Raw genomic sequence first — 20,957 nt, forward strand, 5'->3', positions numbered from 1 at the left:
GGAGCGGCCTTGTGTCGCGAAAGGGCCGCAAAGCGGCCCCAGACAATGTTTAATGTCGCGCCGAGTGCTAGGCGCATTTCCTGCACAGGTCTACAATCGCCCTCCTCGCTTTTACATCGCCGTCCACACTGATGCCGACCTGTACGCTCTACCCCCTGCCCTACCAGCCCGCCCCCGCTGCCTATTTCGCCCGCCTGCGCCAGGCCCCCGGCGCAATCCTGCTCGACAGTGCCCGCCCCGGCGCAGAGCGTGGCCGCTTCGACCTGCTCAGCGCCTGGCCCGTGCAACACCTGCAGGCCCAGCCCGGCGAAGACGGCCGCGCTTTCCTTGCACGGCTGCGCACCAGCCTGGCTCAACTGGGTGAAGCGCAGCTGCCCACCGGCATCGAGCTACCCTTTGCCGGCGGCCTGATCGGTTACCTGAGCTACGACTTCGGCCGCCGCCTGGAACAGCTGCCGAGCCTGGCTACCGACGACCTGGGCTTGCCCGACGCGCAACTGGGCCTGTATGCCTGGGCAATGGTCAGCGATCACCAGCTTGGTACCAGTCAGCTGGTGTTCCACCCCAGCCTGGCCAGTGCTGAACGCGAGCGCCTTATCAGCCTGTTCGAAGCTGTCGACAATTCGAGCTGCGGCGACTTCCACTTGCTCGCCCCCATGCAAGGCGACTTGCAACCGGCGCAGTACAAAGCCGCTTTCGACCAGGTACAACGCTACATCCAGGCCGGCGACTGCTACCAGATCAACCTCACCCAGCGCTTCCGCGCGCCTTGCCAGGGCGACCCGTGGCACGCCTACCAAGCCCTGCGCCAAGCCTGCCCGACGCCGTTCTCCGGCTACCAGCAACTGGCTGACGGCAGCGCACTGCTGAGCTTCTCCCCGGAGCGCTTCATCCGCGTCAGCCAGGGCCAGGTGGAAACCCGCCCGATCAAGGGTACCCGCCCGCGCTCGGCCAACCCGGCCGAAGACGCACGCAATGCCGAAGAGCTGCGCCAAAGCCCCAAGGACCGCTCGGAAAACCTGATGATCGTCGACTTGCTACGCAACGACCTGGGGCGTACCTGCGAGATCGGTTCGGTGAAGGTGCCAGAGCTGTTCAGCCTGGAAAGCTACCCCAACGTCCATCACCTGGTCAGCAGCATCACTGGCCAGCTGGCCCGCGACAAGGACGCCCTGCACCTGATCGGCGACAGTTTCCCCGGCGGCTCGATCACCGGTGCACCGAAGATTCGCGCCATGCAGATCATCGACGAGCTGGAACCTGCCCGCCGCGCGCTGTACTGCGGCTCTTTGCTGTATGTGGACGTGCGCGGCGAAATGGACAGCTCCATCGCCATTCGCAGCCTGCTGGTCAAGGATGGCCAGGTCAGTTGCTGGGGCGGTGGCGCGGTGGTGGCCGACTCGAACTGGCAGGCTGAATACGAAGAGTCGATTGCCAAGGTGCGAGTGCTGATGGAAACCTTGCAAGGCTTGTGATCGGTGTCGGCTCTTCGCGGGCAAGCCGGGTCGCGAAGCCGCCGACACTGACATCAGCCCGTCTACCCCGCCATTTTTTGTTACCATCACCCCATTACGAGCGCACAGCGCCACAGCCAAGATGGAAACCGCCTGATGAGCCAACCCTTCGACGTCGCCGCCCTGGCCGCGACCTATGCCAACAAGTCCCCGCAAGACATCCTCAAGCTCGCCTTCGAACACTTCGGCGATGACCTGTGGATCTCCTTCAGCGGCGCCGAGGATGTGGTGCTGGTCGACATGGCCTGGAAGCTGAACAAGCAGGTCAAGGTGTTCAGCCTTGATACTGGCCGCCTGCACCCGGAGACCTACCGCTTCATCGACCAGGTGCGCGAGCATTACAACCTGCCGATCGAAATCCTCAGCCCGGACCGCGCCAAGCTCGACCCGTTCGTCAAGGATAAAGGGCTGTTCAGCTTCTACAAGGACGGCCACGGCGAATGCTGCGGCATCCGCAAGATCGAACCGCTGCGGCGCAAGCTCGCCACCGTCAGCGCCTGGGCTACCGGTCAACGTCGCGACCAGAGCCCGGGCACCCGCAGCCAGGTGGCAGCGCTGGAAATCGACGGCGCCTTCTCCACGCCCGAGCGCCCCCTGTACAAGTTCAACCCGCTGGCGCAGATGACCAGTGAAGAAGTCTGGGGTTACATCCGCATGCTCGAGCTGCCGTACAACAGCCTGCACGAACGTGGCTTCATCAGCATCGGCTGCGAGCCTTGCACGCGCCCGGTACTGCCGAACCAGCACGAGCGTGAAGGCCGCTGGTGGTGGGAAGAGTCGACCCAGAAGGAGTGCGGGCTGCACGCCGGCAACCTGATCAGCAAGGCCTGAACCGCAGGTAAAGAAAAACCGGCCCTAGGGCCGGTTTTTCTTTACCTGTACATCAGGGCTGCTGCACTCAATCAATGCACCGGCAGCTCGACGCCTTCAAACAGCTCTTCGAGCTCTTGCTTGTTGTGGCACTGGATGGCCTTGGCCATCACTTCACGGGTCAGGTGTGGTGCGAACTTTTCGATGAAATCGCACATGAAACCACGCAGGAAGGTGCCACGGCGGAAGCCGATCTTGGTGATGCTGGCTTCGAACAATTCACTGGCATCCAAGGCCACCAGGTCGCTGTCGAGCTTGGAGTCGACCGCCATCTTGGCCACGATGCCCACGCCCAGCCCCAGACGTACATAAGTCTTGATCACGTCGGCGTCAGCAGCGGTGAACACCACTTTCGGCGTCAAGCCACGGTGGTTGAAGGCCTCGTCCAGCTTCGAGCGGCCGGTGAAACCGAACACGTAGGTAACGATCGGGTATTCAGCAACCGCTTCCAGGGTCAGCTTCGGCAGCTTGGTCAGCGGGTGGCCTTGGGGCACCACCACGCAACGGTTCCACTTGTAGCACGGCATCATGATCAGGTCGCCGAACAGCTCCAGCGCCTCGGTGGCGATGGCGAAATCGACGGTGCCGTCTGCGGCCATTTCCGCGATCTGCATCGGCGAGCCCTGATGCATGTGCAGGGCCACTTCCGGGTACTGCTTGATAAAGCTGCTGATCACCGGTGGCAGCGCATAGCGAGCCTGGGTGTGGGTGGTGGCGATAGACAGCGTGCCCTTCTTCTCGTTGGAGAACTCCTGGGCAATCTGCTTGATGCTCTCGACCTTGCGCAGGATCTCGCCAGCGGTATTGATGATCCGCTCGCCAGCCGGGGTCACGCGGGTCAGGTGCTTGCCGCTTCGGGCAAAGACTTCAACACCCAATTCGTCCTCGAGCAGGCGAATCTGCTTGCTGATCCCCGGCTGGGAGGTGTACAGACTCTGCGCCGTCGCGGAGACGTTGAGGTCATGGTGCGCTACTTCCCAGATGTAGCGCAGTTGTTGAAGCTTCATAGGTTTCCCTCGAATCGGCGGTAAGTCAGCGGCAGCAGGCAGCGACGAGATATAACTATATTAGTGGTTCTCGAAATAAAACTAGAACTATTTTGTTACACGCGCCTCCGAGAAAGCCTACTGCCAGCTTCACGTTTTCCTACGCCCGAGGTGCTGCGAGAGCGGCACCATGTACACCGGCACCGGCGACAGTTGCAGCAGGCGCACCGCCGTTCTCCCGATCGGCACGTCCACCCCGGCACCGGCAGTGTGGCTGCCGAAAATCAGCAGGTCGACGCTCAACCGCTGCGCCTGTTCCAGGATGACCTGCGCCGGATCACCTTGGCGCACCCGCACCGCCTTGATCAGTGCCAGATCTGCGTCCTCGCCCAATTCTTCACGGAAGTTTTCCAGCACCCGCTGTTCAATATTGGCCATCACCGTATTGACGCCTTCACTGTGCAATTCATCCAGCGTCTGCTCATCGAGGTAACTCTGCAGCAGGGACTCGGCGAACTGCCCCATGGGCTCGACCGCGTGAATCACATAGAGCTCAGCGCCGAAAGCGCGAGCAAGGGTCAGGGCGTGCTGCATGACAAAAGGTGCGTAGACACCGAGGTCGGTGGCGTACAGCATGGAGCGGATCATTCGACCTCCTTGACTGCCGTTGCGGCAGAGCAAGCTTCAGCTTAGCAGCGCACCGGACACGCGCTTTGCCGTCTGGCGCACTGCTGCCGCGGCCTGTAGAGGACTTAGCCGGCTCCGTTGGCGCGGTCGATGAAGGCCAGCGCCTGGTGCAACATCTGCATCCGCGGCAAGCTGCAACCGGCCGCCTGCGCACGGGCAAGTGGCTCGGCATAGATCGCCTGCAGCTCCAGCGGGCGTTGCTGGACATGGTCGTGGTACATGCTCGGCCAGTAATCGGGCATCTGCTCGGTCATGCGGAACAGGTGCTCGGCGTAACCCGCCGGCAGTTCATGCCCGCACGCAGCGGCGCCCTGCACCACTTCAGCCATCAGTGCCCGGATCAGTTCACGACTGTCGGCATCGGCCATCAGCGGCGTGGTACTGGCCCCCAACAACACCGAAAGGCCGTTGTACGGCACGTTCCACACCAGCTTCTGCCAGCGGGCCTCACCAAGATTGGCCATGGCCTGAGAGTCGATGCCAGCAGCGCGGAACAGCTCGGCGCCGGCTTCGACGATCTGCGCACCGCCCGCCTCGGCCGGCCCGCTGTGATAGCCGAGGTTGACCGCCCCCAGCGCCTGGTGGCGAATCACCCCGGGGGCCTGGCGATTGACGCAGATGAAACACAGGCCGCCAAGCAGGTGCAGATTGGCCGGCAAGGCGGCCCTTAACTGCTCCTCCACGCCGAGGCCATTCTGCAGCAGCACCACCTTGGCATCGGCAGCGGCGGCCTGGACAATCAGCGGTGCGAGTTCGGCATTGCTGGTGGACTTGGCCCCCACCAGCAACCAGTCACAGGGCGGCATGTCGGCAGCACTGGCGTAGGCATTGACCGGCATCTGCAGCGTGCCATGCACGGCATGCTCAAGCTTCAGCCCCTGCTTGCGCACCACGTCATATTCGCTGCGCAGCAGGAAATGCACATCGAAACCACCGCGCGCCAGCATCAGTCCATAGAAGCCACCGATAGCGCCGCTACCGATGATGCCAATACGTGGGTTGCGAGCAGCCATGCAAATCTCCTGGTCAGGTTGAACCGCTTTTTTACACCTTCACGGCCAGCCAGGCATACACAAGTGTGCCAACACGCGCCAAATCCCATTGTCGCGCCCCCTGTAACGCGCTAAGGTTCGGCTCCCCGCTGCGAACATTATTGCTGCTGGGCCGCACGGGGATTGCTGGCGGCCGGCACCCGTGACCTGACGAGTAACACGATGGCTGATTTACCGATCGACGACCTTAACGTTGCCTCCAACGAGACCTTGATCACCCCCGATCAGCTCAAGAAGGAAATCCCCCTCAGCGCCAAGGCCCTGCAGACCGTTACTGCCGGCCGCGAAGTGGTGCGCAATATCCTCGACGGCAAGGACCATCGCCTGTTCGTGGTGGTCGGCCCCTGCTCCATCCATGACATCAAGGCCGCCCACGAATACGCCGAGCGCCTCAAGGTGCTGGCCGAAGAAGTGTCCGATACGCTGTACCTGGTCATGCGTGTGTACTTTGAAAAGCCACGCACCACCGTTGGCTGGAAAGGCCTGATCAACGACCCGTACCTGGATGACTCGTTCAAGATCCAGGATGGCCTGCACATCGGTCGCCAATTGCTGCTGGACCTGGCCGAAATGGGCCTGCCGACCGCCACCGAAGCGCTCGACCCGATCTCCCCGCAGTACCTGCAGGACCTGATCAGCTGGTCGGCCATCGGCGCCCGCACCACCGAATCGCAGACTCACCGCGAAATGGCCTCGGGCCTGTCTTCGGCAGTCGGCTTCAAGAACGGCACCGATGGCGGCCTGACCGTGGCCATCAACGCCCTGCAGTCGGTGTCCAAGCCGCACCGCTTCCTCGGTATCAACCAGGAAGGCGGCGTCTCGATCGTCACCACCAAAGGCAACCCGTATGGCCACGTGGTACTGCGCGGCGGCAACGGCAAGCCGAACTACGATTCGGTCAGTGTCGCCCTGTGCGAACAGGACCTGGCCAAGGCCAAGATCAAGGCCAACATCATGGTCGACTGCAGCCACGCCAACTCCAACAAGGACCCGGCCTTGCAGCCGCTGGTGATGGAGAACGTCGCCAACCAGATCCTGGAAGGCAACCAGTCGATCATCGGCCTGATGGTCGAAAGCCACCTGAACTGGGGCTGCCAGTCGATCCCGAAAAACCTCGAAGAACTGCAGTACGGCGTATCGATCACCGATGCCTGCATCGACTGGTCGGCCACCGAGAATACCCTGCGCAGCATGCACGCCAAGCTCAAGGATGTACTGCCACAGCGCAAGCGCGGCTGATACAAAAAAAGCGGGGCCGTTTAGCACCCCTTCGCAGTACTGTCTGCGAAGGGGCGCGAAACGGCCCCGCTTTTTACAAGTTCAAGCCTTGCTCGAGTGGCGCTGCTGGCGCTCCATGTAGCGCTCCACGTACGAGCAGGAAGGGATCACCGTATAACCCATCTGGTCGGCGTACTCGAGGGCCTTCTCGGTCAGCGCTGCTGCGATCCCGCGGCCACGCAGGGCGTTGGGCACGAAAGTGCGATAGATATCCAGCGTCTGCTTGCCCAGGTCCATGTACGTCAGGTAGGCACGATGACCGTCCACATTGGTTTCGAACTGATGACCGGCCTGGTCATGGTGGATGGTCAGCGTTTCACTCATCACTACTCCTCGCAGGCCTTTCTGGCAGACCTTTACCTTAACCGATGTGGTTTATCCGGCGGAGGAACCTCTACGCCACCTGTTGCCCCTTGGACCGTAAGCCAACGGCAATCGTTCGACCGGGACGGGCACTCCCAAATAGTAGGCGCCGAGGGCAGGATTGCTCAAGGTGGCTAGCGTTAAAAAGTAGCAGGAACCCGCACCGGAACCTGCCGCTGGCATGCCCCGCAACAGCAACCGGATGTTGTTGTGCTTAAGACGTTGAAGGACAGTTAAAGTCACCGTTAGTTCAACAAAAAAGTTCCTGTACTACAATCGCTTGCGCCCGCTACACGGTTTTTTCACAATCCCCCCGCAAATCTTGTCGGCATCACCCCTGGCAACATTTTTTTTGCAGTTCTTGCGCTCTGTCAGTTTACTTACTACAAGTAATGGGTACTATGTACGCCGGCCAGTTTCTCTTTTCCGAGAGATGGCTATTTAATAGAAAGTCCTTGAAGGGGAACACGATGAACAACGTTCTGAAATTCTCTGCTCTGGCTCTGGCCGCAGTTCTGGCTACCGGTTGCAGCAGCGTATCCAAAGAAACCGAAGCTCGTCTGACTGCGACTGAAGACGCAGCAGCTCGCGCTCAAGCCCGTGCAGACGAAGCCTACCGTAAGGCTGACGACGCTCTGGCAGCCGCTCAGAAGGCTCAGCAGACCGCTGACGAAGCCAACGAGCGCGCTCTGCGTATGCTGGACAAAGCCAGCCGCAAGTAATAATCCTCACGGATTGTTATGAAGCCGACCCACGTGTGGGTCGGCTTTTTTATTGCCTGGACGAAAGCCCCCCCCCCCGGAAACGAAGAAGCCCGCAGCAGGCTGTTAACCTGAGCGGGCCCCGGGGTGTTGCTAAAGCGTTACTGCAGTTCGGGCGGAATGCTCGAAACCATTGGCGCGGCACCCTGGTTATTGACGGGCACGGCAATCTCCACAGGCATACCGTCTTCCGCAGCTACCACATCACGCACCATGTCCCAGTTCATGCGCAGGTTGTTGGCCAGGTCTTCACGCTTGAGCAAGGCATTGATGACCGCCGTGTGCTTGTCGACCACAGAAGGGTTGCCGTGATCATCCAGCGGCGTGTGCGCTTCGAGATAAACCTTGCCACCACTGATGCCGAACTTGTAAGGCTCGTTGATGATGCGCACTGGCGTCCCAACCGGAACCATCTTCGACAGTTCCAGCACGTTGTTGTTGAGCATGCGGAAACAGCCATGGCTGGTGCGCATGCCAATACCGAACTTCTTGTTCGAACCGTGAATCAGGTAGCCCGGTACACCCAGGGTGAACTTGAACGGCCCAAGCGGGTTGTCCGGGCCGGCAGGTACGACGGTCGGCAGGATGTCACCGTCTGCGGCGTGCTCGGCACGAATGGATGCAGGAGGCGTCCAGGTCGGATTCGGCGTCTTCGCGGTGATCTTTGTCATCGCGACAGGCGAACCCCAGCCCTCACGGCCGATACCCAGCGGGAAGGTGTGCACCACGTTCTGCCCTTTCGGGAAGTAGTACATGCGGTACTCGGCCAGGTTGATGACAATGCCTTCACGCGGCCCCGGCGGCAGGATGTAGCGGGTCGGCAGGATGATCTCGGTGCCGGCCCCCGGCAGCCACGGGTCGACGCCCGGGTTGGCGGCGATCATTTCCAGGTAGCCGAGATCGTTGGCGGTGCCGATGTCGGCGAAGGTGTCTTCGTACTTGGCCTTGATCGTCTGGACTTGGCCAACGACGTCTTCACCGGGTGGTGGCAATGGCAGTTCCAGCGCAACAGCAGGACCCGCTACCAGCAGGGCGGCCAGGGACAGGCAACGGGTGACGGCGGGAAAGCGCGGCAACATCCGGTAAATCCTTCGAAAGGTGGTCAAGAAGCACGATTGTACACCCGCCTCGCTGCAAGCGGGAGGCATTGGCGCCTTACAAGCGTTTCAGATGATGAAAGGTGCGCGCAATTGCGCGCCGCAAAGCCACCTCAAAGCTCGGGCCAGACCGGCCGCATGCCGCGGCGCTGAGCGTCCAGAATCGCCCGGCACAGGTCGCACAGGCGCCCGTCACGGTAGATGCTGCGGGGCACACCGGACCAACGCGGTTGCGCAGGCAGCAGGCCGCCGCACAAGGTACGGTCGACCGGCACGCCGAGTTCGAGCTGACGGGCCACAAGGTGGACGCGGATTTCCTGGCAAGCGAACAGGTCGAGCTGCTCATCGGGCTCGATCAGTTGATAGGCAAACAAGGACCAGGCAGGGCGCGGCATCGGGGGCTCTCGAAACGGGGGGCGCAACATTAGCCGAAAGCCGCCACCGTTTAAAGCGTCACAGCAAGGGTTTTATCACCGGCCAGGCATTTTCCAGCAAACGCTGCTGGGCCCCTTGTGCCGGATGGATGCCATCGGCCTGCATCATCTCCGGCACGCCGCCAACCCCCTCGAGGAAAAACGGCACCAGCGCCACCTGCTTTTCCGTTGCCAGCTGTTGGTAGACGTTGGCGAAGGCAGTGTTGTAACGCACGCCATAGTTCGGCGGCAGGCGCATGCCCAGCAACACTACCTTGGCGCCTGCCTGGCGGGCACTCTCGATCATCGAGGCAAGATTTTGTTGCAATTGCTGTGGCGGCTGCCCGCGCAGCCCGTCGTTGCCCCCAAGCTCCAGCACCACCAGGTTCGGCTTGTGCGCTGCAAGCAGCGCCGGCAGCCGTGCCTGGCCACCTGCACTGGTGTCACCACTGATCGATGCATTGACCACCTGCTCGTCGAAACCTTCCTCCTTGAGCCGGGTCTGCAACAGTGAGACCCAACCCTGGCGGATATCCAGGCCAGCACCAGCGCTGATACTATCGCCGACAACCAGCAGTGTTCCCGCCGCCGCGCTCTGGGCCAGGCAATACAGGGCCAGACCGGCACTCAACCACCACACTCGCATTGGATTCTCCATGGGCCCCAGCATTCTCGTTGCTCAGAACCTTAGCAAAGTGGTCCCTAGTGCGGAAGGTGACCTGACCATCCTGCATGCCCTCTCCCTCGACCTTGCCCAGGGCGACAGCCTGGCCATCGTTGGCGCCTCGGGCTCGGGCAAGTCGACCCTCCTCGGCCTGCTCGCCGGCCTCGACCGCCCCAGCGCCGGCCAGGTCATCCTCGCCGGACACGACCTTGGCCCACTGGACGAGGACCAGCGCGCCAGGGTGCGTGCCGAGCATGTCGGTTTCGTCTTCCAGTCGTTCCAGCTGCTCGACAGCCTCAACGCCCTGGAGAACGTGATGCTGCCACTGGAACTGGACGGGCGCCGCGACGCCCGCGAGCACGCCCGTACCCTGCTTGAGCGGGTCGGCCTGGGCAAGCGCCTGACCCACACTCCGCGGCAGCTTTCCGGTGGCGAGCAGCAACGAGTCGCCATCGCCCGCGCCTTCGCCGCACAACCGGCAGTGCTGTTCGCCGACGAACCCACCGGCAACCTCGACAGCCACACCGGCGAGCGCATCAGCGACCTGCTGTTCGAACTGAACAAGGAACGCGGCACCACCCTGGTGCTGGTCACCCATGATGAGCGCCTGGCCCGCCGCTGCCGGCGCCAGATCCGTCTGGAAGCAGGCCGCCTGGCGGCACCGGTGGAGGCCTGATGAAGCACATGCCGCTGTCCCGCCTGTGCGGTCTGGCTTTGCGCCAGTTGCTGCGCGACCTGCGCGCCAGCGAAGTGCGCGTGCTGTTCTTTGCGCTGCTGGTAGCGGTCGCCGCAAGTACCGCCATCGGCTATTTCGGCGCTCGCCTGAATGTCGCGATGCAACTGCGTGCCAGTGAATTCCTCGGTGCCGACCTGGTGCTGCAAGGCAGCGCACCGGCCCGTGACGAGCAGCTCAGCAGTGGTCAGGCCCTGGGGCTGCAGCATGCCCAGGTCGTGGAGTTCACCAGCGTGGTGGGTGGCGATGCCGGCATCCAGCTATCGAGCATCAAGGCGGTCGACGGTGCCTACCCGTTGCGCGGCCAGGTGCGCAGCGCCGCCGCACCTTATACCGAAGAAACCCCAGGCGGCGGCCCGGCACCTGGGGAGGCCTGGGTCGAACCGCGCCTGCTCGCGGCCCTGGGGCTGAAGGTCGGCGACAGCATCGACGTCGGCATGAAAACCTTGCGCATGAGCCGCGTGCTGACCTACGAGCCGGACCGTGCCAACAACTTCTACAGCCTGACACCCCGCGTGATGATGAGCCTGGCTGACCTGCAGGCCACTGGGGTCATCCAGCCCGGCAGCCGGGTTTCCTACCGTGACCTGTGGCGCGGCGATGCCGAAGCCCTCGGGCAGTATCGCAAGGCCGTGGAAAACAACCTTGCCGCCAGCCAGCGCCTGCTCGACACCCGCGATGGCAACCGGCAGATCGGCGGCGCCTTGGGCAAAGCCGAGCGCTACCTGAACATGGCCAGCCTGGTCGCCGTGCTGCTGGCAGGCGTGGCCGTGGCGCTGTCGGCCAGCCGCTACGCTGCGCGCCGCCTGGACGCGAGCGCCCTGCTGCGCTGCCTGGGGCTGTCGCGGCACCAGGCGCTGGGCTTGTACTGCCTGCAACTGGCGCTGCTCGGCCTGGTCGCCGCCCTGGCCGGCGCCCTGCTCGGCTGGCTGGCGCAACTGGGGCTGTTCCGCCTGCTGCACGGCCTGCTACCCAGCGTGGTGCCGGCCGGGGGCATTTTCCCGGCAGTGGCCGGCGTCGCCACTGGCCTGGTGGCACTGGCCGGTTTTGCCTTGCCACCGCTCGCGGCTCTGGGCCAGGTGCCACCGCTGCGCGTACTGCGCCGCGATCTGCTGCCCGTGCCCCCGAGCAGTTGGCTGGTGTATGGCGCAGCCCTGCTTGCCCTGGGCCTGATCATGTGGCGCCTGAGCCTTGACCTGCTATTGACTTTCGCCCTGCTGGGCGGCGGCTTGATCGCTGCACTGCTGTTGGGCGGGCTGCTGTTGCTCGGCCTGCAAAGCCTGCGAAAGGCGCTCGCCGGCGCACCGCTGACCTGGCGCCTGGGCCTTGGCCAGCTGCTGCGCCACCCGATGGCAGCGGCCGGGCAAGCCCTCGCCTTCGGCCTGATCCTGCTGGCCATGGCCCTGGTTGCACTGCTACGGGCAGAGTTGCTCGACACCTGGCAGGCACAGTTGCCAAAGGATGCGCCCAACCACTTTGCCCTGAATATCCTGCCCGCTGACCGCGAACCGTTCGCCCAGCGCCTGCACGAGGTGAACGCCAGCTCGGCACCGCTCTACCCGGTGACCCCCGGCCGGCTGATTCAGATCAACGATCAACCGGTGCAGCAGATCGTCAGCAAGGATTCCGCCGGCGAGCGAGCGGTGCAACGCGACCTCAGCCTGACCTGGGCCGCCGACCTGCCTGAGGGCAACGCGCTGAGCGCGGGTAACTGGTGGCAAGCGCTGCCTGCCAGCGATGAAATCCCGGGCGTGTCGGTCGAGGCCGAGCTGGCCGCCAGCCTCAAGCTGGAGTTGGGCGACGTGCTGACCTTCGACATCGGCGGCGAGCAGCGCCAGGCACGGGTCAGCAGCCTGCGCAGCGTGCACTGGGACAGCTTTCAGCCGAACTTCTACATGATCTTCCAGCCGGGCACCCTGCAAGGGCTGCCAGTCACCTACCTGACCAGCTTCTACCTGGCTCCAGGCCATGACCTGGACGTGGTTGCCCTGTCGCGGGCGTTCCCGGCCGTGACCATCCTGCAGGTCGATGCCCTGCTAGAACAGCTACGCAGCATCCTCGCCCAGGTCACCCTGGCGGTCGAATATGTATTGCTGTTCGTGCTGGCAGCGGGGCTTGCGGTGTTGTTCGCCGGGTTGCAAGCGACACTGGACGAGCGGATTCGCCAAGGCGCCTTGCTGCGCGCATTGGGGGCTGCGCGGCCTTTGCTGGTCAGGGCCCGGCGCATCGAATTCGGCTTGCTGGGGGCGGCCAGTGGCGCCCTGGCGGCGCTGGGCTGCGAGCTGATCACACTGGTACTGTATCGCTTTGCATTCGACCTGCAGTGGAGCCCGCACCCGTGGTTGCTGGTGTTGCCCCTGGTAGGGGCGCTTCTGGTGGGCGGGGCTGGCGTGGCGGGAACGCGACGCGCGCTGAATGCCAGCCCTTTGGCGGTGCTGCGGGAAAGTTGATACCGACCGCTGCACTGGCCTCATTGCCGGCAATGAGGCCAGTACGGGCAATATCCAGTCATTGCCCGTAGTGGATGCTGTTCACATACCAGGTCGCTTGACCGGTTGGTGTATTCACCACTACCTCATCACCCTCCTGCTTCTTGAGCAGGGCCCGGGCCATCGGCGAGTCGATCGAGATGTAGTCGTTACGGCCATAGATCTCGTCATACCCGACAATGCGAAATTTCAGGGTCTCGCCGTCATCGTTCTCGATCTCGACCCAGGCGCCGAAGAACACCTTGCCTTCCTGCTGCGGTGAATAGGCGACCACCTTTACATCTTCAAGGCGCTTGCGCAGATAGCGGACCCGGCGGTCGATCTCGCGCAGCAGCTTCTTGTTGTATTGGTAGTCGGCATTTTCGCTGCGGTCGCCAAGCGAAGCGGCCCAGGTCACCTTCTGGGTAATTTCCGGGCGATACACCCGCCACAGATGATCCAGTTCCTTCTTCAGGGCCTCGTGACCTTCCGTGGTGATGATGTTGGTGCTCAACAGCGCGCTCCTCAGCGTCGGGTAATCAGGCCTTGGCGCGCGATACGGGTAAGCTGGCCAATGACTTCGGCCGCGTCTTCGCCGACTGGCGCCTGGATCACTGCCAGGTCGAAGCGGTCAGTGCCGAACTGCTCCAGGCGGCACGCATCTTCGGCGAACTGGATGAGAAAGGCGCGGGCCTGCCCCTTGCGGCGCGACAAGCCTTCAAGATGACGCAAAAGAGTGGGCTGATGCTGGCCACCGAGCAGAATGCGCGGTGTGCGGGAAGCCTGGCTGGCAGGCAGTGGGCTCAAACAGACACTGGTACGTGGGCAACTCATGGAGTTTCTCTCCGCCTCGCGAATCCCGCTGGGCAGCGGTGGGAGGCGTCACCGAACCAGCGCTTTAGCGGTATTTCGGACGACCCGCAAAGGGGCCAGTCCCGCGCCCCGCAAGTAGCTGTTTAAATCGGCGCAGGCGGTATGCTAGAGCGACAAGCCGCAAGCTGCAAGCCCCAAGCTGAAATGCGTTTCGGCTTGGGGCTTGCAGCTTGCGGCTTGCGACCTGTCAGCGGGCGATCAGGCGGTCGAGGGACCAGCGGCCTGCGCCTTCGATCAGTACCGCCACGGTGCCGGCCAGCAGCGCCAGGGCGAACTCATAGCCGTTGTTGGACATGAACAGGCCGTTGTTGATGTGTACCGAGAAGATCGCCACGACCAGGGTCACCGTCAGTGCCAGTGCGGCCGGGCGAGCCAGCAGGCCGACCACCAGAGCCAAGCCGCCAAAGAACTCGGCGCTACCGGACAACAGCGCCATCAGGTAGCCCGGTGCCAGGCCGATGCTTTCCATCCATTGGCCGGTGCCTCCCAGACCGTAGCCGCCGAACAGGCCGAACAATTTCTGCGCACCATGCGCCATGAAGATCACACCGACCAGGATGCGAATCACGCTCAGGCCCATGCCAGCGTGGGTGTGGAACAGTTTGTTGATGGCGTTGTTCATGTCGAAGCGTCCTTGAAACCGGAATGTTGTGTTGGGATGAGCGCCATCATAATCCAATCAATAGATATGAAAATCGCAAAAAACCCAACATAACAATCGACAAATTTGATTTGTCAGCGAGTGACCACACGCTCCAGTGCCGTGCGCTCGCGGTTGAACGCAAGGAAGTACTTGTTGACGCTGTTAACGAAGTTGACCGGCCCCATGCCGACCTGCTCCATGGCGATGCGCTCGGTCTGGAAGAACCATTGGTTACCATTGAGGCCGCGCTTGCGGGCCTCGGCGCGCATGGCCTGTACCCGCTCCGGGCCAAGGTTGTAGGCTGCAAGCACAAACGCCATTCGCTCGCGCTCGTTGATTTTCGGGCTGGCAAAGAACTTGCGACGGATCAGCGCCAGGTAGCGGGCACTGGCCTGGACATTGCCATCGACCGAGCCGGTATCGCTGACCCCCACCCGCTGCGCAGCCGATGGGGTGATCTGCATCAGCCCGTGTGCCCCGCCGCTACCACGCGCCGTAGGGTTCAGGGTCGATTCCTTGAAGGCCAGGGCCGCCAGGTTGAGCCAGTCGATCTGCTGCGCCTCGCCATGTTTCTGCAACACCGGGCGCAGTGCATTCAGGCGTTGTCGGTCCTTGCGCGCCAAAGGGTTGTGCACGCGGTATTGGCGCCGGTAGATGCGCTCGAAGGCTGCATCCTGGTTTTCTGGTGCTCGATACCCCTGGAGAAAGCGGTCCACCGTGGCCAGCAACAGGGTCGCATCACGCCGCACATACCAGCGCATGGCCTGCGCCTGCCCCAGTTGCACCCGGTTGTCCAGGCGCAGGTTTGGCATGACCTTGGCCCAGCGCTGGGCGATCGGGCGCTCTACCATGGTCAATGGATAGATGCCGGCCTGGACCATTTCCAGCACATCTTCCACCGCCAGGGTCGAATCGACCCATTCGATCTTGATCGGAGACCGCTTGCGCAACGCCAGTTGCTGGTTGAGCTGCTGGATCACCGCACCTGCCGCGCTCGCGCTGGTCAATGCCACCGTACGCCCGGACAGTTGCTCGGCACGGGTATAGCTGCGCTCGCCCTTGCGCCCGACCAGCAGCAACGGTACGTGGTCGAGTACCGGCGCACTGCTGTTGACCCCACCCGTCACCGCCGGGTCGAGCAATTCGCCCGGCGCGGCCAGGTCACCCTCACCCCGCTGCAAGGCGCCGAGCAATTGCTCCTTGGCCCGCGGAATGATCTTCAAGCGGATCTGCTGACCGTCACCGGCCCGGGCATTAAGGTAGTGCTCGAGCCCGCGCAGCCGGTAATACTCGATTCCCACCGGCTCGCCCTTGATCTCGCCCGAACTGTTGCGGCTCTGGTTGACCAGTACGCGCAACACCTTGCTGCTGCGGATCTGCTGCAAGTCACGGTCCTTGCTCGCTGGCACGTTCTGCTGTGGCCCCGGCAGGCGTGCGTAGGCCGGGCCGACCGTGGTCAGCCCAAGCATCAGCAACAGGGTCAGCAGGTATCGGAGCATGCGAAATCGTGTCCGTGGTCGGTGGGCGGCAGCCATGGTGTCACGCGCGATCTTGAGAAGTGACGGTAAAAGACCAGGGCAAGCGCCTGAAGTTCTTGGTTTTTTCCGAATATCACGCTTTTTGCTATGCTGGCCGCCCCGCGGCACGAGGTAGCACCATGCAACTGATCGATATCGGCGTCAACCTGACCAACAGCAGTTTCCACGGCCAGCAGGCCGCCATCGTCGAGCGCGCCATCGAGGCCGGTGTGCAACAGATGGTCCTGACCGGCACCAGCCTGGAGGTCAGCGAACAGGCATTGGAACGGTGCCATCAGCTCGATGGCAATGGCCAGCACCTGTTCGCCACGGCCGGCGTGCACCCGCACGATGCCAAGTCATGGGATGGCAACAGCGAGCGGCAACTGCGCCAGTTGTTGGGTGAGGCACGGGTACGTGCCGTGGGCGAATGCGGGCTGGACTTCAACCGCGACTTTTCCCCCCGCCCACTGCAGGAAAAAGCCCTGGAAGCCCAGCTGGCCCTGGCGGCCGAACTGCGCCTGCCGGTGTTTCTGCATGAGCGTGATGCCAGCGAGCGCCTGCTGGCCATCCTCAAGGATTACCGCGACCACCTGCCAGCCGCCGTGGTGCATTGCTTCACTGGTGAACGGGAAGCCTTGTTCGCCTACCTGGACATGGACCTGCACATCGGCATCACCGGCTGGATCTGCGACGAGCGTCGTGGCACCCACTTGCACCCACTGGTAAGCAACATTGCCGAGGGCCGGCTGATGCTGGAGAGCGACGCGCCGTACCTGCTGCCACGCAGCCTGCGACCGAAGCCGAAAAACGGCCGCAACGAGCCGGCATTCTTGACCGAGGTGCTGCGCGAAGTGGCGCTGCATCGCAACGAAAGCCTCGAGCACTGCGCCCTGCACACCAGCGCTACGGCCAAAGCCTTCTTCCAACTTCCTTGACCCATGTCATGAGGGTTTCTCGTGTGAGTGGGCACAATGATGGCACCTTGCCAATAATGTTTCCGCTCAACTCAGAGAAGACCTACCCATGGGTGCCTGGCTTAGCAATATTTCCCTGAAGTACAAATTCTGGGCCGTCAACGCGGTGGCCTTTGTCACGACGTTGCTGCTGGTGCTTTATGCGGTGCACCTGGAGCAACGTGCCCGCGCCGATGGCGCGCAGGCCCAGGCCCAAGCCCAAGCCGAACTGCTGGCGGCCTGGCCCGCCGGGCAGCCCCTGCCCCACCAGGCCAACCTGATTGCCTGGCAACCTGGCCAGACCCCGACTTACGCGGGCGAAAACCTCGAAGCCCTGGCCAACGGACAAGGCTGGGTTGCCTTGCCAGCCGCCTGGATCCTCGGCGACAACCCGGTGCGCGGCGCCCAGGTGCTTCGCCATGGCGACCAGCAACTGGCCGTGCTGGCAGCCGCGCCTAGCCTGCGCCAGGTGTTCCTCGACCGCTTCAGCAACTACGCCTTCTGCGTGCTGATCCTGATGCTGGCGATGCTCGGTGCCTCGCAGCTGCTGATCCGCTTCCTGCTCAGCCAGCTCAATACCCTCAAGGACGTGATGCTGCACGTGGAAAAAACCGGCGACCTGTCGACCCGCGTCCCCTTGGCCTGCGGCGACGAAGTCGGCCAGATGGCCGGTGCCTTCAATGCCATGCAGGCTACCTACCACCGCGTGGTCGGCACCGTAGCCCACACCGCTGCGCAACTGGACTCCGGTGCCGCGCGCCTGGCCGCGAGCATGAACGAAGTGCGCCACGGCATGCTCGGCCAACAGAGCGAGACCGACCAGGCCGCCACAGCGATCAACGAAATGTCCGCCACCGTGCACCATATTGCCCAGCATGCCGGCGCCACTCGCGACTTGTCGCAGACCGCCGACACCCTCGCCGGCAGCGGCAAGGACGTGGTCAGCCGGGTACAGGATTCCATCTCCGGGCTCTCCACCGGCGTACAGCAAACCGCCGAAATGATTCGTCAGCTCGCCGACGACAGCCAGAAGATCAACAGCGTGGTCGGAGTCATCCACAGCATTGCCGAGCAGACCAACCTGCTGGCACTCAATGCTGCCATCGAAGCTGCCCGCGCGGGCGATCTGGGCCGTGGTTTTGCCGTGGTCGCCGACGAGGTGCGCAACCTGGCCAAGCGCGTGCAAACGTCCACCGACGAAATCACCCGCATGGTCGCCGACCTCCAGGCCGGCACCCGCGATGCCGTGGAGTTCATGCAGGAAAGTTCGTACAAGGCCGACGACTGTGTGCGGCAGGCGCAGGAGGCCGGCGCGGCGCTGGCCGAGATTACCGGCGCGGTCGCACAGATGCGCGAGAGCAACACGCAGATTGCCGTCGCTGCCGAGCAACAAAGCCAGGTAGCCGAAGAGATGAACCGCGCGGTGGTGAGCATCCGCGATGTCACCGAACAGACCGTGCAGCAGACCGTCGGCTCGGCCACCACCAGCACCGAACTGGCAACCCTTGCCGGCGCGCTGAGCAAAGCCATTGGCCAGCTCAAGCTATAGTCGCCATAGCCAGCCTCGATTGGCCCCGCCCCCGGGGTCGCACTAAGCTTTGGGCATGACCGCGAGGAAATGCCCATGAGCAAGCGACTACCCAATCTGCACGCCTGGCAATGGCGTGGCTACCACCACAATCACCGGCACCCGACCAACCTGGTGTTGCACCTGATTGCCGTGCCGCTGTTCATCCTCGGTGCGTTGCTGGTGCTGTCGGGCCTGTTCGCCCTGGACCTGGGCCAGATTGCCGTCGGCGTGATTGCCCTGATCGCAGGCCTGGGCCTGCAGCGCCACGGGCACCGCCTGGAAGCCGAACAGCCCGAACCGTTCGCCAACCGCAAGGACGCCATGCAGCGGCTGCTGACCGAGCAGTTCATCACCTTCCCGCGCTTTGTCCTCAGCGGCGCCTGGTGGAAAGCATGGCGCGAGCGGCATAAACACCGGCATTGATGCTCAGGCGAAGACGGTGACCGTCTGCCGGCTCAAGGCCAGCAATTCACCGCCCGCCGTCCACAACGCTGCGGCTGCATGCCCGTAGCCATCGCGCGCGTGCTCGGTCTCCACACGGTAGCGGCACCAGTCCAGCGTCGACAGCTGCGGCGTCGGCTGGATGAACTCGATGGTCCAGGTCAGCGTACTGCCCGCCGCCGGCTGCTTGAGGAACGGCATCAGGCTCGGCGGCCAGGCATCTACCAGTGCCAGCAGGTGCGCCTCGTTTACCTGTTCTTCGGCTACATCGCGCAAGCGCACCCAGCCGCCCATGTGGCGCGATTGATTGCCACTGAACGGCAAGCCGCCCACCGCCCAACGCAAAGCGACATGGCGCATGAACTCCGGGGTAATGCCCTTGATGTAGGGCAACTCCGGCGCCGCGTGCTCGAGTGGTTTCATTTCCGCTGCGGGTGCAGCCGCAACATTGACCACCGATGGCCGGCCCGCACCGAAATTCCCCTGCACCAGCGTCACCACCTGGCCCTCTTGAATGGCCCGACCCAGCAGTGTGGTGACCGCCTTGCCCTCGCGCAGCACCTCGACCTCGAAACGTATGGGCACATCCGCCGCAGCCGGGCTGACGAAGCTGATGGCCAGCGAACGCACCGGGCGAGCATCGGAGAGCTTCAGACGCATGCTTTCGTAAACCATGGCCGCCATCAGGCCACCGAACACGGCACGCCCCTGTGCCCAGCTGGGCGGAATGCTGACTGCGTCGGGAGTTTCCCGCACGGCGTTGAGCAACTGGTTGAAATTCATCGGCCGGCTCCTGGCTGTAAAGCGAAAGGTCCGCCAATACTAGCCAGCAAACCCCTGCCGATCAGCCCGCAAATCGGTCATTTACCGGGCTAACGCCGCTTGAGCGCCGCCTGCAGCGCGTCCAGGGTGACATCCGACTGGCGCTCGGCCTCGTGCAGCTCCTGCGCCCAGTCGACCTTGCAAGGCGCAAGGTCAGGGTGATCCTTGGCCTGCAGCAACCACTGCAAGCGGTCATGCCACTCCCCCAGATCGCCCTGCGCCTTCTTCAGCAGGCGCTGCAGCTTCTTGCCGGCATGATCGAGCTGCGGATAGGCCTCATCGCCATAACGCGCACGCTTGATGAGCAGGCGCAAGCGATGGCGATCATGGTCGGGATCCTCCAGGGCCTCACGCAGCTTGTGCCACTGCTTGACCAGCCGCTTGTCGATACGTTTGTCCAGCGACCTGGCCAGCCCCTCGCGATCCGCTGCCCGCAGAAACAGCGGGAACGCATCGACAATTGCCAGCACCCGGGTCAGCTGCGGGCTGGTGGCAACGCTGGCGAATGTCTTGTCACGCCCTGCTAGGCGCCGTTGACCGGCCTGGGCATGGCCACGCCGGATGAGTTCCGCTGCCAGCACCTCACGATCACGCAGCGGTGTCGTCAATGTGCCCAATGACTTGGCCGCCTCCTCCAGCTGCTCGACCCCAGGCAGCCCCTGCAACGGCCGTAGCAGGCTGCGCAGACGCCGCACGCTGGTGCGCAGGTCGTGCAGGGCCTCGCTGTCGGTATCGGCGGCCAGGCGCTCGCGGCATGCCAGCAGGCGCACCTGCAAGGCCAATAACTGGGCAACGACATGATCGAGCATGGCGGACATGTGACGCTCCTTGGTCAGCGCCCGGCGCGCGACTCACGAATGTAGAAACGGGCCTTTTCGGATTTGTGGGTGCACCCTTCGTACCCTTCGAACTGCTGCTGGGTCTTGGCACCGGTCAGCAGCGACAGGGCCTTGGAATAGCTGACAGTACCGGCGAAGCCTTCGGCCTTGGCCAGGTCCAGCTCCTTCCAGGCGGCATCCAGCTGAGTCGCGCAGCTGTCACGGTAGGCCGTCTTGCCCGCGCAGCCAGCAAGGGCCAGGGCGATCAGTGGAAGGCAGATCCAGGCTTTCATCGGTAATACCTCAAAGGTCAAAAGAGTGGCTGTTCGACGCCCGTGCAACTGAAAAGTGCCCGGTTCGATATGCTTTGCTTAGAGTAGTTCAGCACGCTCTGGATTGAAGCACAGGCAGCAATGAGCGCATTGTAGGAC

23 protein-coding genes are annotated in these 20,957 nt (G+C 63.2%); 9 read left to right on the forward strand and 14 right to left on the reverse strand.

Translation table 11 applies throughout. From position 1 onward, the window contains the following. Positions 1 to 131: 131 nt before the first annotated feature. Together pabB and H040_RS01560 are read left to right on the forward strand one after the other, a co-directional pair. Complete coding sequence (gene pabB / locus H040_RS01555; RefSeq protein WP_027919644.1) at positions 132 to 1,475, forward strand: aminodeoxychorismate synthase component I; 1,344 nt, start codon at positions 132 to 134, stop codon at positions 1,473 to 1,475. Positions 1,476 to 1,610: 135 nt separating this feature from the next. Further along, entirely contained in the window at positions 1,611 to 2,345 is a 735-nt protein-coding gene (locus H040_RS01560; protein WP_027919643.1) for a phosphoadenylyl-sulfate reductase, read from the forward strand. Positions 2,346 to 2,416: 71 nt separating this feature from the next. On the opposite strand, the gene cysB is transcribed toward H040_RS01560, so the two are convergent. The 3 genes from cysB to H040_RS01575 form a co-directional block, all read right to left on the reverse strand. Then, positions 2,417 to 3,391: an HTH-type transcriptional regulator CysB gene (gene cysB, locus H040_RS01565; RefSeq protein WP_027919642.1), complete on the reverse strand. Its 975-nt coding sequence runs from the start codon at positions 3,389 to 3,391 to the stop codon at positions 2,417 to 2,419. 129 nt (positions 3,392 to 3,520) lie between these two features. Further along, entirely contained in the window at positions 3,521 to 4,018 is a 498-nt protein-coding gene (locus H040_RS01570; RefSeq protein ID WP_027919641.1) for a universal stress protein, read from the reverse strand. 104 nt (positions 4,019 to 4,122) lie between these two features. After that, positions 4,123 to 5,070: a putative 2-dehydropantoate 2-reductase gene (locus H040_RS01575; RefSeq protein ID WP_027919640.1), complete on the reverse strand. Its 948-nt coding sequence runs from the start codon at positions 5,068 to 5,070 to the stop codon at positions 4,123 to 4,125. Positions 5,071 to 5,271: 201 nt separating this feature from the next. Here H040_RS01575 and H040_RS01580 point away from each other — a divergent pair, with 201 nt between their 5' ends. Further along, positions 5,272 to 6,348 carry a 3-deoxy-7-phosphoheptulonate synthase gene (locus H040_RS01580; RefSeq protein ID WP_027919639.1) on the forward strand — a complete coding sequence of 359 codons (1,077 nt, stop codon included), beginning with the start codon at positions 5,272 to 5,274 and terminating at the stop codon, positions 6,346 to 6,348. A gap of 81 nt (positions 6,349 to 6,429) precedes the next feature. Here the strand turns inward: H040_RS01580 and H040_RS01585 are convergent, their stop codons facing one another. Then, complete coding sequence (locus tag H040_RS01585) at positions 6,430 to 6,711, reverse strand: GNAT family N-acetyltransferase (RefSeq protein WP_027919638.1); 282 nt, start codon at positions 6,709 to 6,711, stop codon at positions 6,430 to 6,432. Between the two features lie 509 nt (positions 6,712 to 7,220). Between H040_RS01585 and oprI the strand changes: the two genes are divergently transcribed. Continuing rightward, positions 7,221 to 7,472, forward strand: coding sequence for an outer membrane lipoprotei OprI (gene oprI, locus H040_RS01590; RefSeq protein ID WP_003259780.1), 252 nt, complete (start codon positions 7,221 to 7,223; stop codon positions 7,470 to 7,472). A 140-nt stretch (positions 7,473 to 7,612) separates the two neighbouring features. Here the strand turns inward: oprI and H040_RS01595 are convergent, their stop codons facing one another. From H040_RS01595 to H040_RS01605, 3 genes are all read right to left on the reverse strand, one after another. Continuing rightward, positions 7,613 to 8,590: a L,D-transpeptidase family protein gene (locus H040_RS01595; RefSeq protein WP_027919637.1), complete on the reverse strand. Its 978-nt coding sequence runs from the start codon at positions 8,588 to 8,590 to the stop codon at positions 7,613 to 7,615. A 131-nt stretch (positions 8,591 to 8,721) separates the two neighbouring features. Further along, positions 8,722 to 9,003, reverse strand: a complete 282-nt coding sequence (locus tag H040_RS01600; protein ID WP_027919636.1) for a hypothetical protein — start codon at positions 9,001 to 9,003, stop codon at positions 8,722 to 8,724. 58 nt (positions 9,004 to 9,061) lie between these two features. Then, positions 9,062 to 9,667, reverse strand: coding sequence for an arylesterase (locus H040_RS01605; RefSeq protein ID WP_027919635.1), 606 nt, complete (start codon positions 9,665 to 9,667; stop codon positions 9,062 to 9,064). Between the two features lie 10 nt (positions 9,668 to 9,677). Here H040_RS01605 and H040_RS01610 point away from each other — a divergent pair, with 10 nt between their 5' ends. Together H040_RS01610 and H040_RS01615 are read left to right on the forward strand one after the other, a co-directional pair. Next, complete coding sequence (locus H040_RS01610; protein ID WP_027919634.1) at positions 9,678 to 10,361, forward strand: ABC transporter ATP-binding protein; 684 nt, start codon at positions 9,678 to 9,680, stop codon at positions 10,359 to 10,361. Then, positions 10,361 to 12,868 carry an ABC transporter permease gene (locus H040_RS01615; protein ID WP_027919633.1) on the forward strand — a complete coding sequence of 836 codons (2,508 nt, stop codon included), beginning with the start codon at positions 10,361 to 10,363 and terminating at the stop codon, positions 12,866 to 12,868. Before H040_RS01610 ends, H040_RS01615 begins: the two co-directional genes overlap by 1 nt. A 58-nt stretch (positions 12,869 to 12,926) precedes the next feature. Here H040_RS01615 and greB read toward each other — a convergent pair whose 3' ends face one another. The 4 genes from greB to H040_RS01635 form a co-directional block, all read right to left on the reverse strand. Further along, positions 12,927 to 13,400, reverse strand: a complete 474-nt coding sequence (gene greB / locus H040_RS01620) for a transcription elongation factor GreB (protein WP_027919632.1) — start codon at positions 13,398 to 13,400, stop codon at positions 12,927 to 12,929. Positions 13,401 to 13,411: 11 nt separating this feature from the next. Next, complete coding sequence (locus H040_RS01625) at positions 13,412 to 13,720, reverse strand: hypothetical protein (protein ID WP_027919631.1); 309 nt, start codon at positions 13,718 to 13,720, stop codon at positions 13,412 to 13,414. Between the two features lie 226 nt (positions 13,721 to 13,946). Continuing rightward, complete coding sequence (locus tag H040_RS01630; protein ID WP_027919630.1) at positions 13,947 to 14,381, reverse strand: DoxX family protein; 435 nt, start codon at positions 14,379 to 14,381, stop codon at positions 13,947 to 13,949. A gap of 113 nt (positions 14,382 to 14,494) precedes the next feature. Continuing rightward, positions 14,495 to 15,901 (reverse strand): transglycosylase SLT domain-containing protein, encoded by a 1,407-nt coding sequence (locus tag H040_RS01635; RefSeq protein WP_027919629.1) that lies wholly within the window; start codon positions 15,899 to 15,901, stop codon positions 14,495 to 14,497. A 158-nt stretch (positions 15,902 to 16,059) separates the two neighbouring features. On the opposite strand from H040_RS01635, the gene H040_RS01640 reads away from it, so the two are divergent. The 3 genes from H040_RS01640 to H040_RS01650 all read left to right on the forward strand — a co-directional run bounded on the left by H040_RS01640 (position 16,060) and on the right by H040_RS01650 (position 18,868). Further along, on the forward strand, positions 16,060 to 16,857 hold the full coding sequence (locus H040_RS01640) for a TatD family hydrolase (protein ID WP_027919628.1): 798 nt from the start codon (positions 16,060 to 16,062) through the stop codon (positions 16,855 to 16,857). Between the two features lie 88 nt (positions 16,858 to 16,945). Next, positions 16,946 to 18,424, forward strand: a complete 1,479-nt coding sequence (locus H040_RS01645; protein ID WP_027919627.1) for a methyl-accepting chemotaxis protein — start codon at positions 16,946 to 16,948, stop codon at positions 18,422 to 18,424. Between the two features lie 75 nt (positions 18,425 to 18,499). Then, the gene (locus H040_RS01650) at positions 18,500 to 18,868 is read left to right on the forward strand and encodes an Mpo1-like protein (protein ID WP_027919626.1); all 369 of its coding nucleotides are present in this window, start codon (positions 18,500 to 18,502) and stop codon (positions 18,866 to 18,868) included. Between the two features lie 3 nt (positions 18,869 to 18,871). Here the strand turns inward: H040_RS01650 and H040_RS01655 are convergent, their stop codons facing one another. The 3 genes from H040_RS01655 to H040_RS01665 all read right to left on the reverse strand — a co-directional run bounded on the left by H040_RS01655 (position 18,872) and on the right by H040_RS01665 (position 20,819). Beyond that, a complete protein-coding gene (locus H040_RS01655; protein WP_027919625.1) occupies positions 18,872 to 19,669 on the reverse strand; it encodes an acyl-CoA thioesterase in 798 nt (265 codons plus the stop codon). A gap of 89 nt (positions 19,670 to 19,758) precedes the next feature. After that, a complete protein-coding gene (locus tag H040_RS01660) occupies positions 19,759 to 20,526 on the reverse strand; it encodes a CHAD domain-containing protein (RefSeq protein ID WP_027919624.1) in 768 nt (255 codons plus the stop codon). Positions 20,527 to 20,540: 14 nt separating this feature from the next. Further along, positions 20,541 to 20,819, reverse strand: a complete 279-nt coding sequence (locus tag H040_RS01665) for a hypothetical protein (RefSeq protein ID WP_027919623.1) — start codon at positions 20,817 to 20,819, stop codon at positions 20,541 to 20,543. Positions 20,820 to 20,957: the final 138 nt, after the last annotated feature.

Origin of the sequence: Pseudomonas sp. URMO17WK12:I7, assembly GCF_003269045.1 — a bacterium.
Classification (GTDB): Bacteria; Pseudomonadota; Gammaproteobacteria; order Pseudomonadales; family Pseudomonadaceae; genus Aquipseudomonas; species Aquipseudomonas putida_J.

Coding starts and splice junctions, on each gene's coding strand:
- H040_RS01650 (WP_027919626.1), top strand. CDS start 18,500: ATGAGCAAGCGACTACCCAATCTGCACGCCTGGCAATGGCGTGGCTAC.
- H040_RS01635 (WP_027919629.1), bottom strand. CDS start 15,901: ATGCTCCGATACCTGCTGACCCTGTTGCTGATGCTTGGGCTGACCACG.
- H040_RS01600 (WP_027919636.1), bottom strand. CDS start 9,003: ATGCCGCGCCCTGCCTGGTCCTTGTTTGCCTATCAACTGATCGAGCCC.
- H040_RS01585 (WP_027919638.1), bottom strand. CDS start 6,711: ATGAGTGAAACGCTGACCATCCACCATGACCAGGCCGGTCATCAGTTC.
- H040_RS01570 (WP_027919641.1), bottom strand. CDS start 4,018: ATGATCCGCTCCATGCTGTACGCCACCGACCTCGGTGTCTACGCACCT.
- H040_RS01580 (WP_027919639.1), top strand. CDS start 5,272: ATGGCTGATTTACCGATCGACGACCTTAACGTTGCCTCCAACGAGACC.
- oprI (WP_003259780.1), top strand. CDS start 7,221: ATGAACAACGTTCTGAAATTCTCTGCTCTGGCTCTGGCCGCAGTTCTG.
- H040_RS01560 (WP_027919643.1), top strand. CDS start 1,611: ATGAGCCAACCCTTCGACGTCGCCGCCCTGGCCGCGACCTATGCCAAC.
- H040_RS01605 (WP_027919635.1), bottom strand. CDS start 9,667: ATGCGAGTGTGGTGGTTGAGTGCCGGTCTGGCCCTGTATTGCCTGGCC.
- cysB (WP_027919642.1), bottom strand. CDS start 3,391: ATGAAGCTTCAACAACTGCGCTACATCTGGGAAGTAGCGCACCATGAC.
- pabB (WP_027919644.1), top strand. CDS start 132: ATGCCGACCTGTACGCTCTACCCCCTGCCCTACCAGCCCGCCCCCGCT.
- H040_RS01640 (WP_027919628.1), top strand. CDS start 16,060: ATGCAACTGATCGATATCGGCGTCAACCTGACCAACAGCAGTTTCCAC.
- H040_RS01665 (WP_027919623.1), bottom strand. CDS start 20,819: ATGAAAGCCTGGATCTGCCTTCCACTGATCGCCCTGGCCCTTGCTGGC.
- H040_RS01660 (WP_027919624.1), bottom strand. CDS start 20,526: ATGTCCGCCATGCTCGATCATGTCGTTGCCCAGTTATTGGCCTTGCAG.
- H040_RS01645 (WP_027919627.1), top strand. CDS start 16,946: ATGGGTGCCTGGCTTAGCAATATTTCCCTGAAGTACAAATTCTGGGCC.
- H040_RS01630 (WP_027919630.1), bottom strand. CDS start 14,381: ATGAACAACGCCATCAACAAACTGTTCCACACCCACGCTGGCATGGGC.
- H040_RS01595 (WP_027919637.1), bottom strand. CDS start 8,590: ATGTTGCCGCGCTTTCCCGCCGTCACCCGTTGCCTGTCCCTGGCCGCC.
- H040_RS01655 (WP_027919625.1), bottom strand. CDS start 19,669: ATGAATTTCAACCAGTTGCTCAACGCCGTGCGGGAAACTCCCGACGCA.
- H040_RS01610 (WP_027919634.1), top strand. CDS start 9,678: ATGGGCCCCAGCATTCTCGTTGCTCAGAACCTTAGCAAAGTGGTCCCT.
- H040_RS01575 (WP_027919640.1), bottom strand. CDS start 5,070: ATGGCTGCTCGCAACCCACGTATTGGCATCATCGGTAGCGGCGCTATC.
- H040_RS01615 (WP_027919633.1), top strand. CDS start 10,361: ATGAAGCACATGCCGCTGTCCCGCCTGTGCGGTCTGGCTTTGCGCCAG.
- H040_RS01625 (WP_027919631.1), bottom strand. CDS start 13,720: ATGAGTTGCCCACGTACCAGTGTCTGTTTGAGCCCACTGCCTGCCAGC.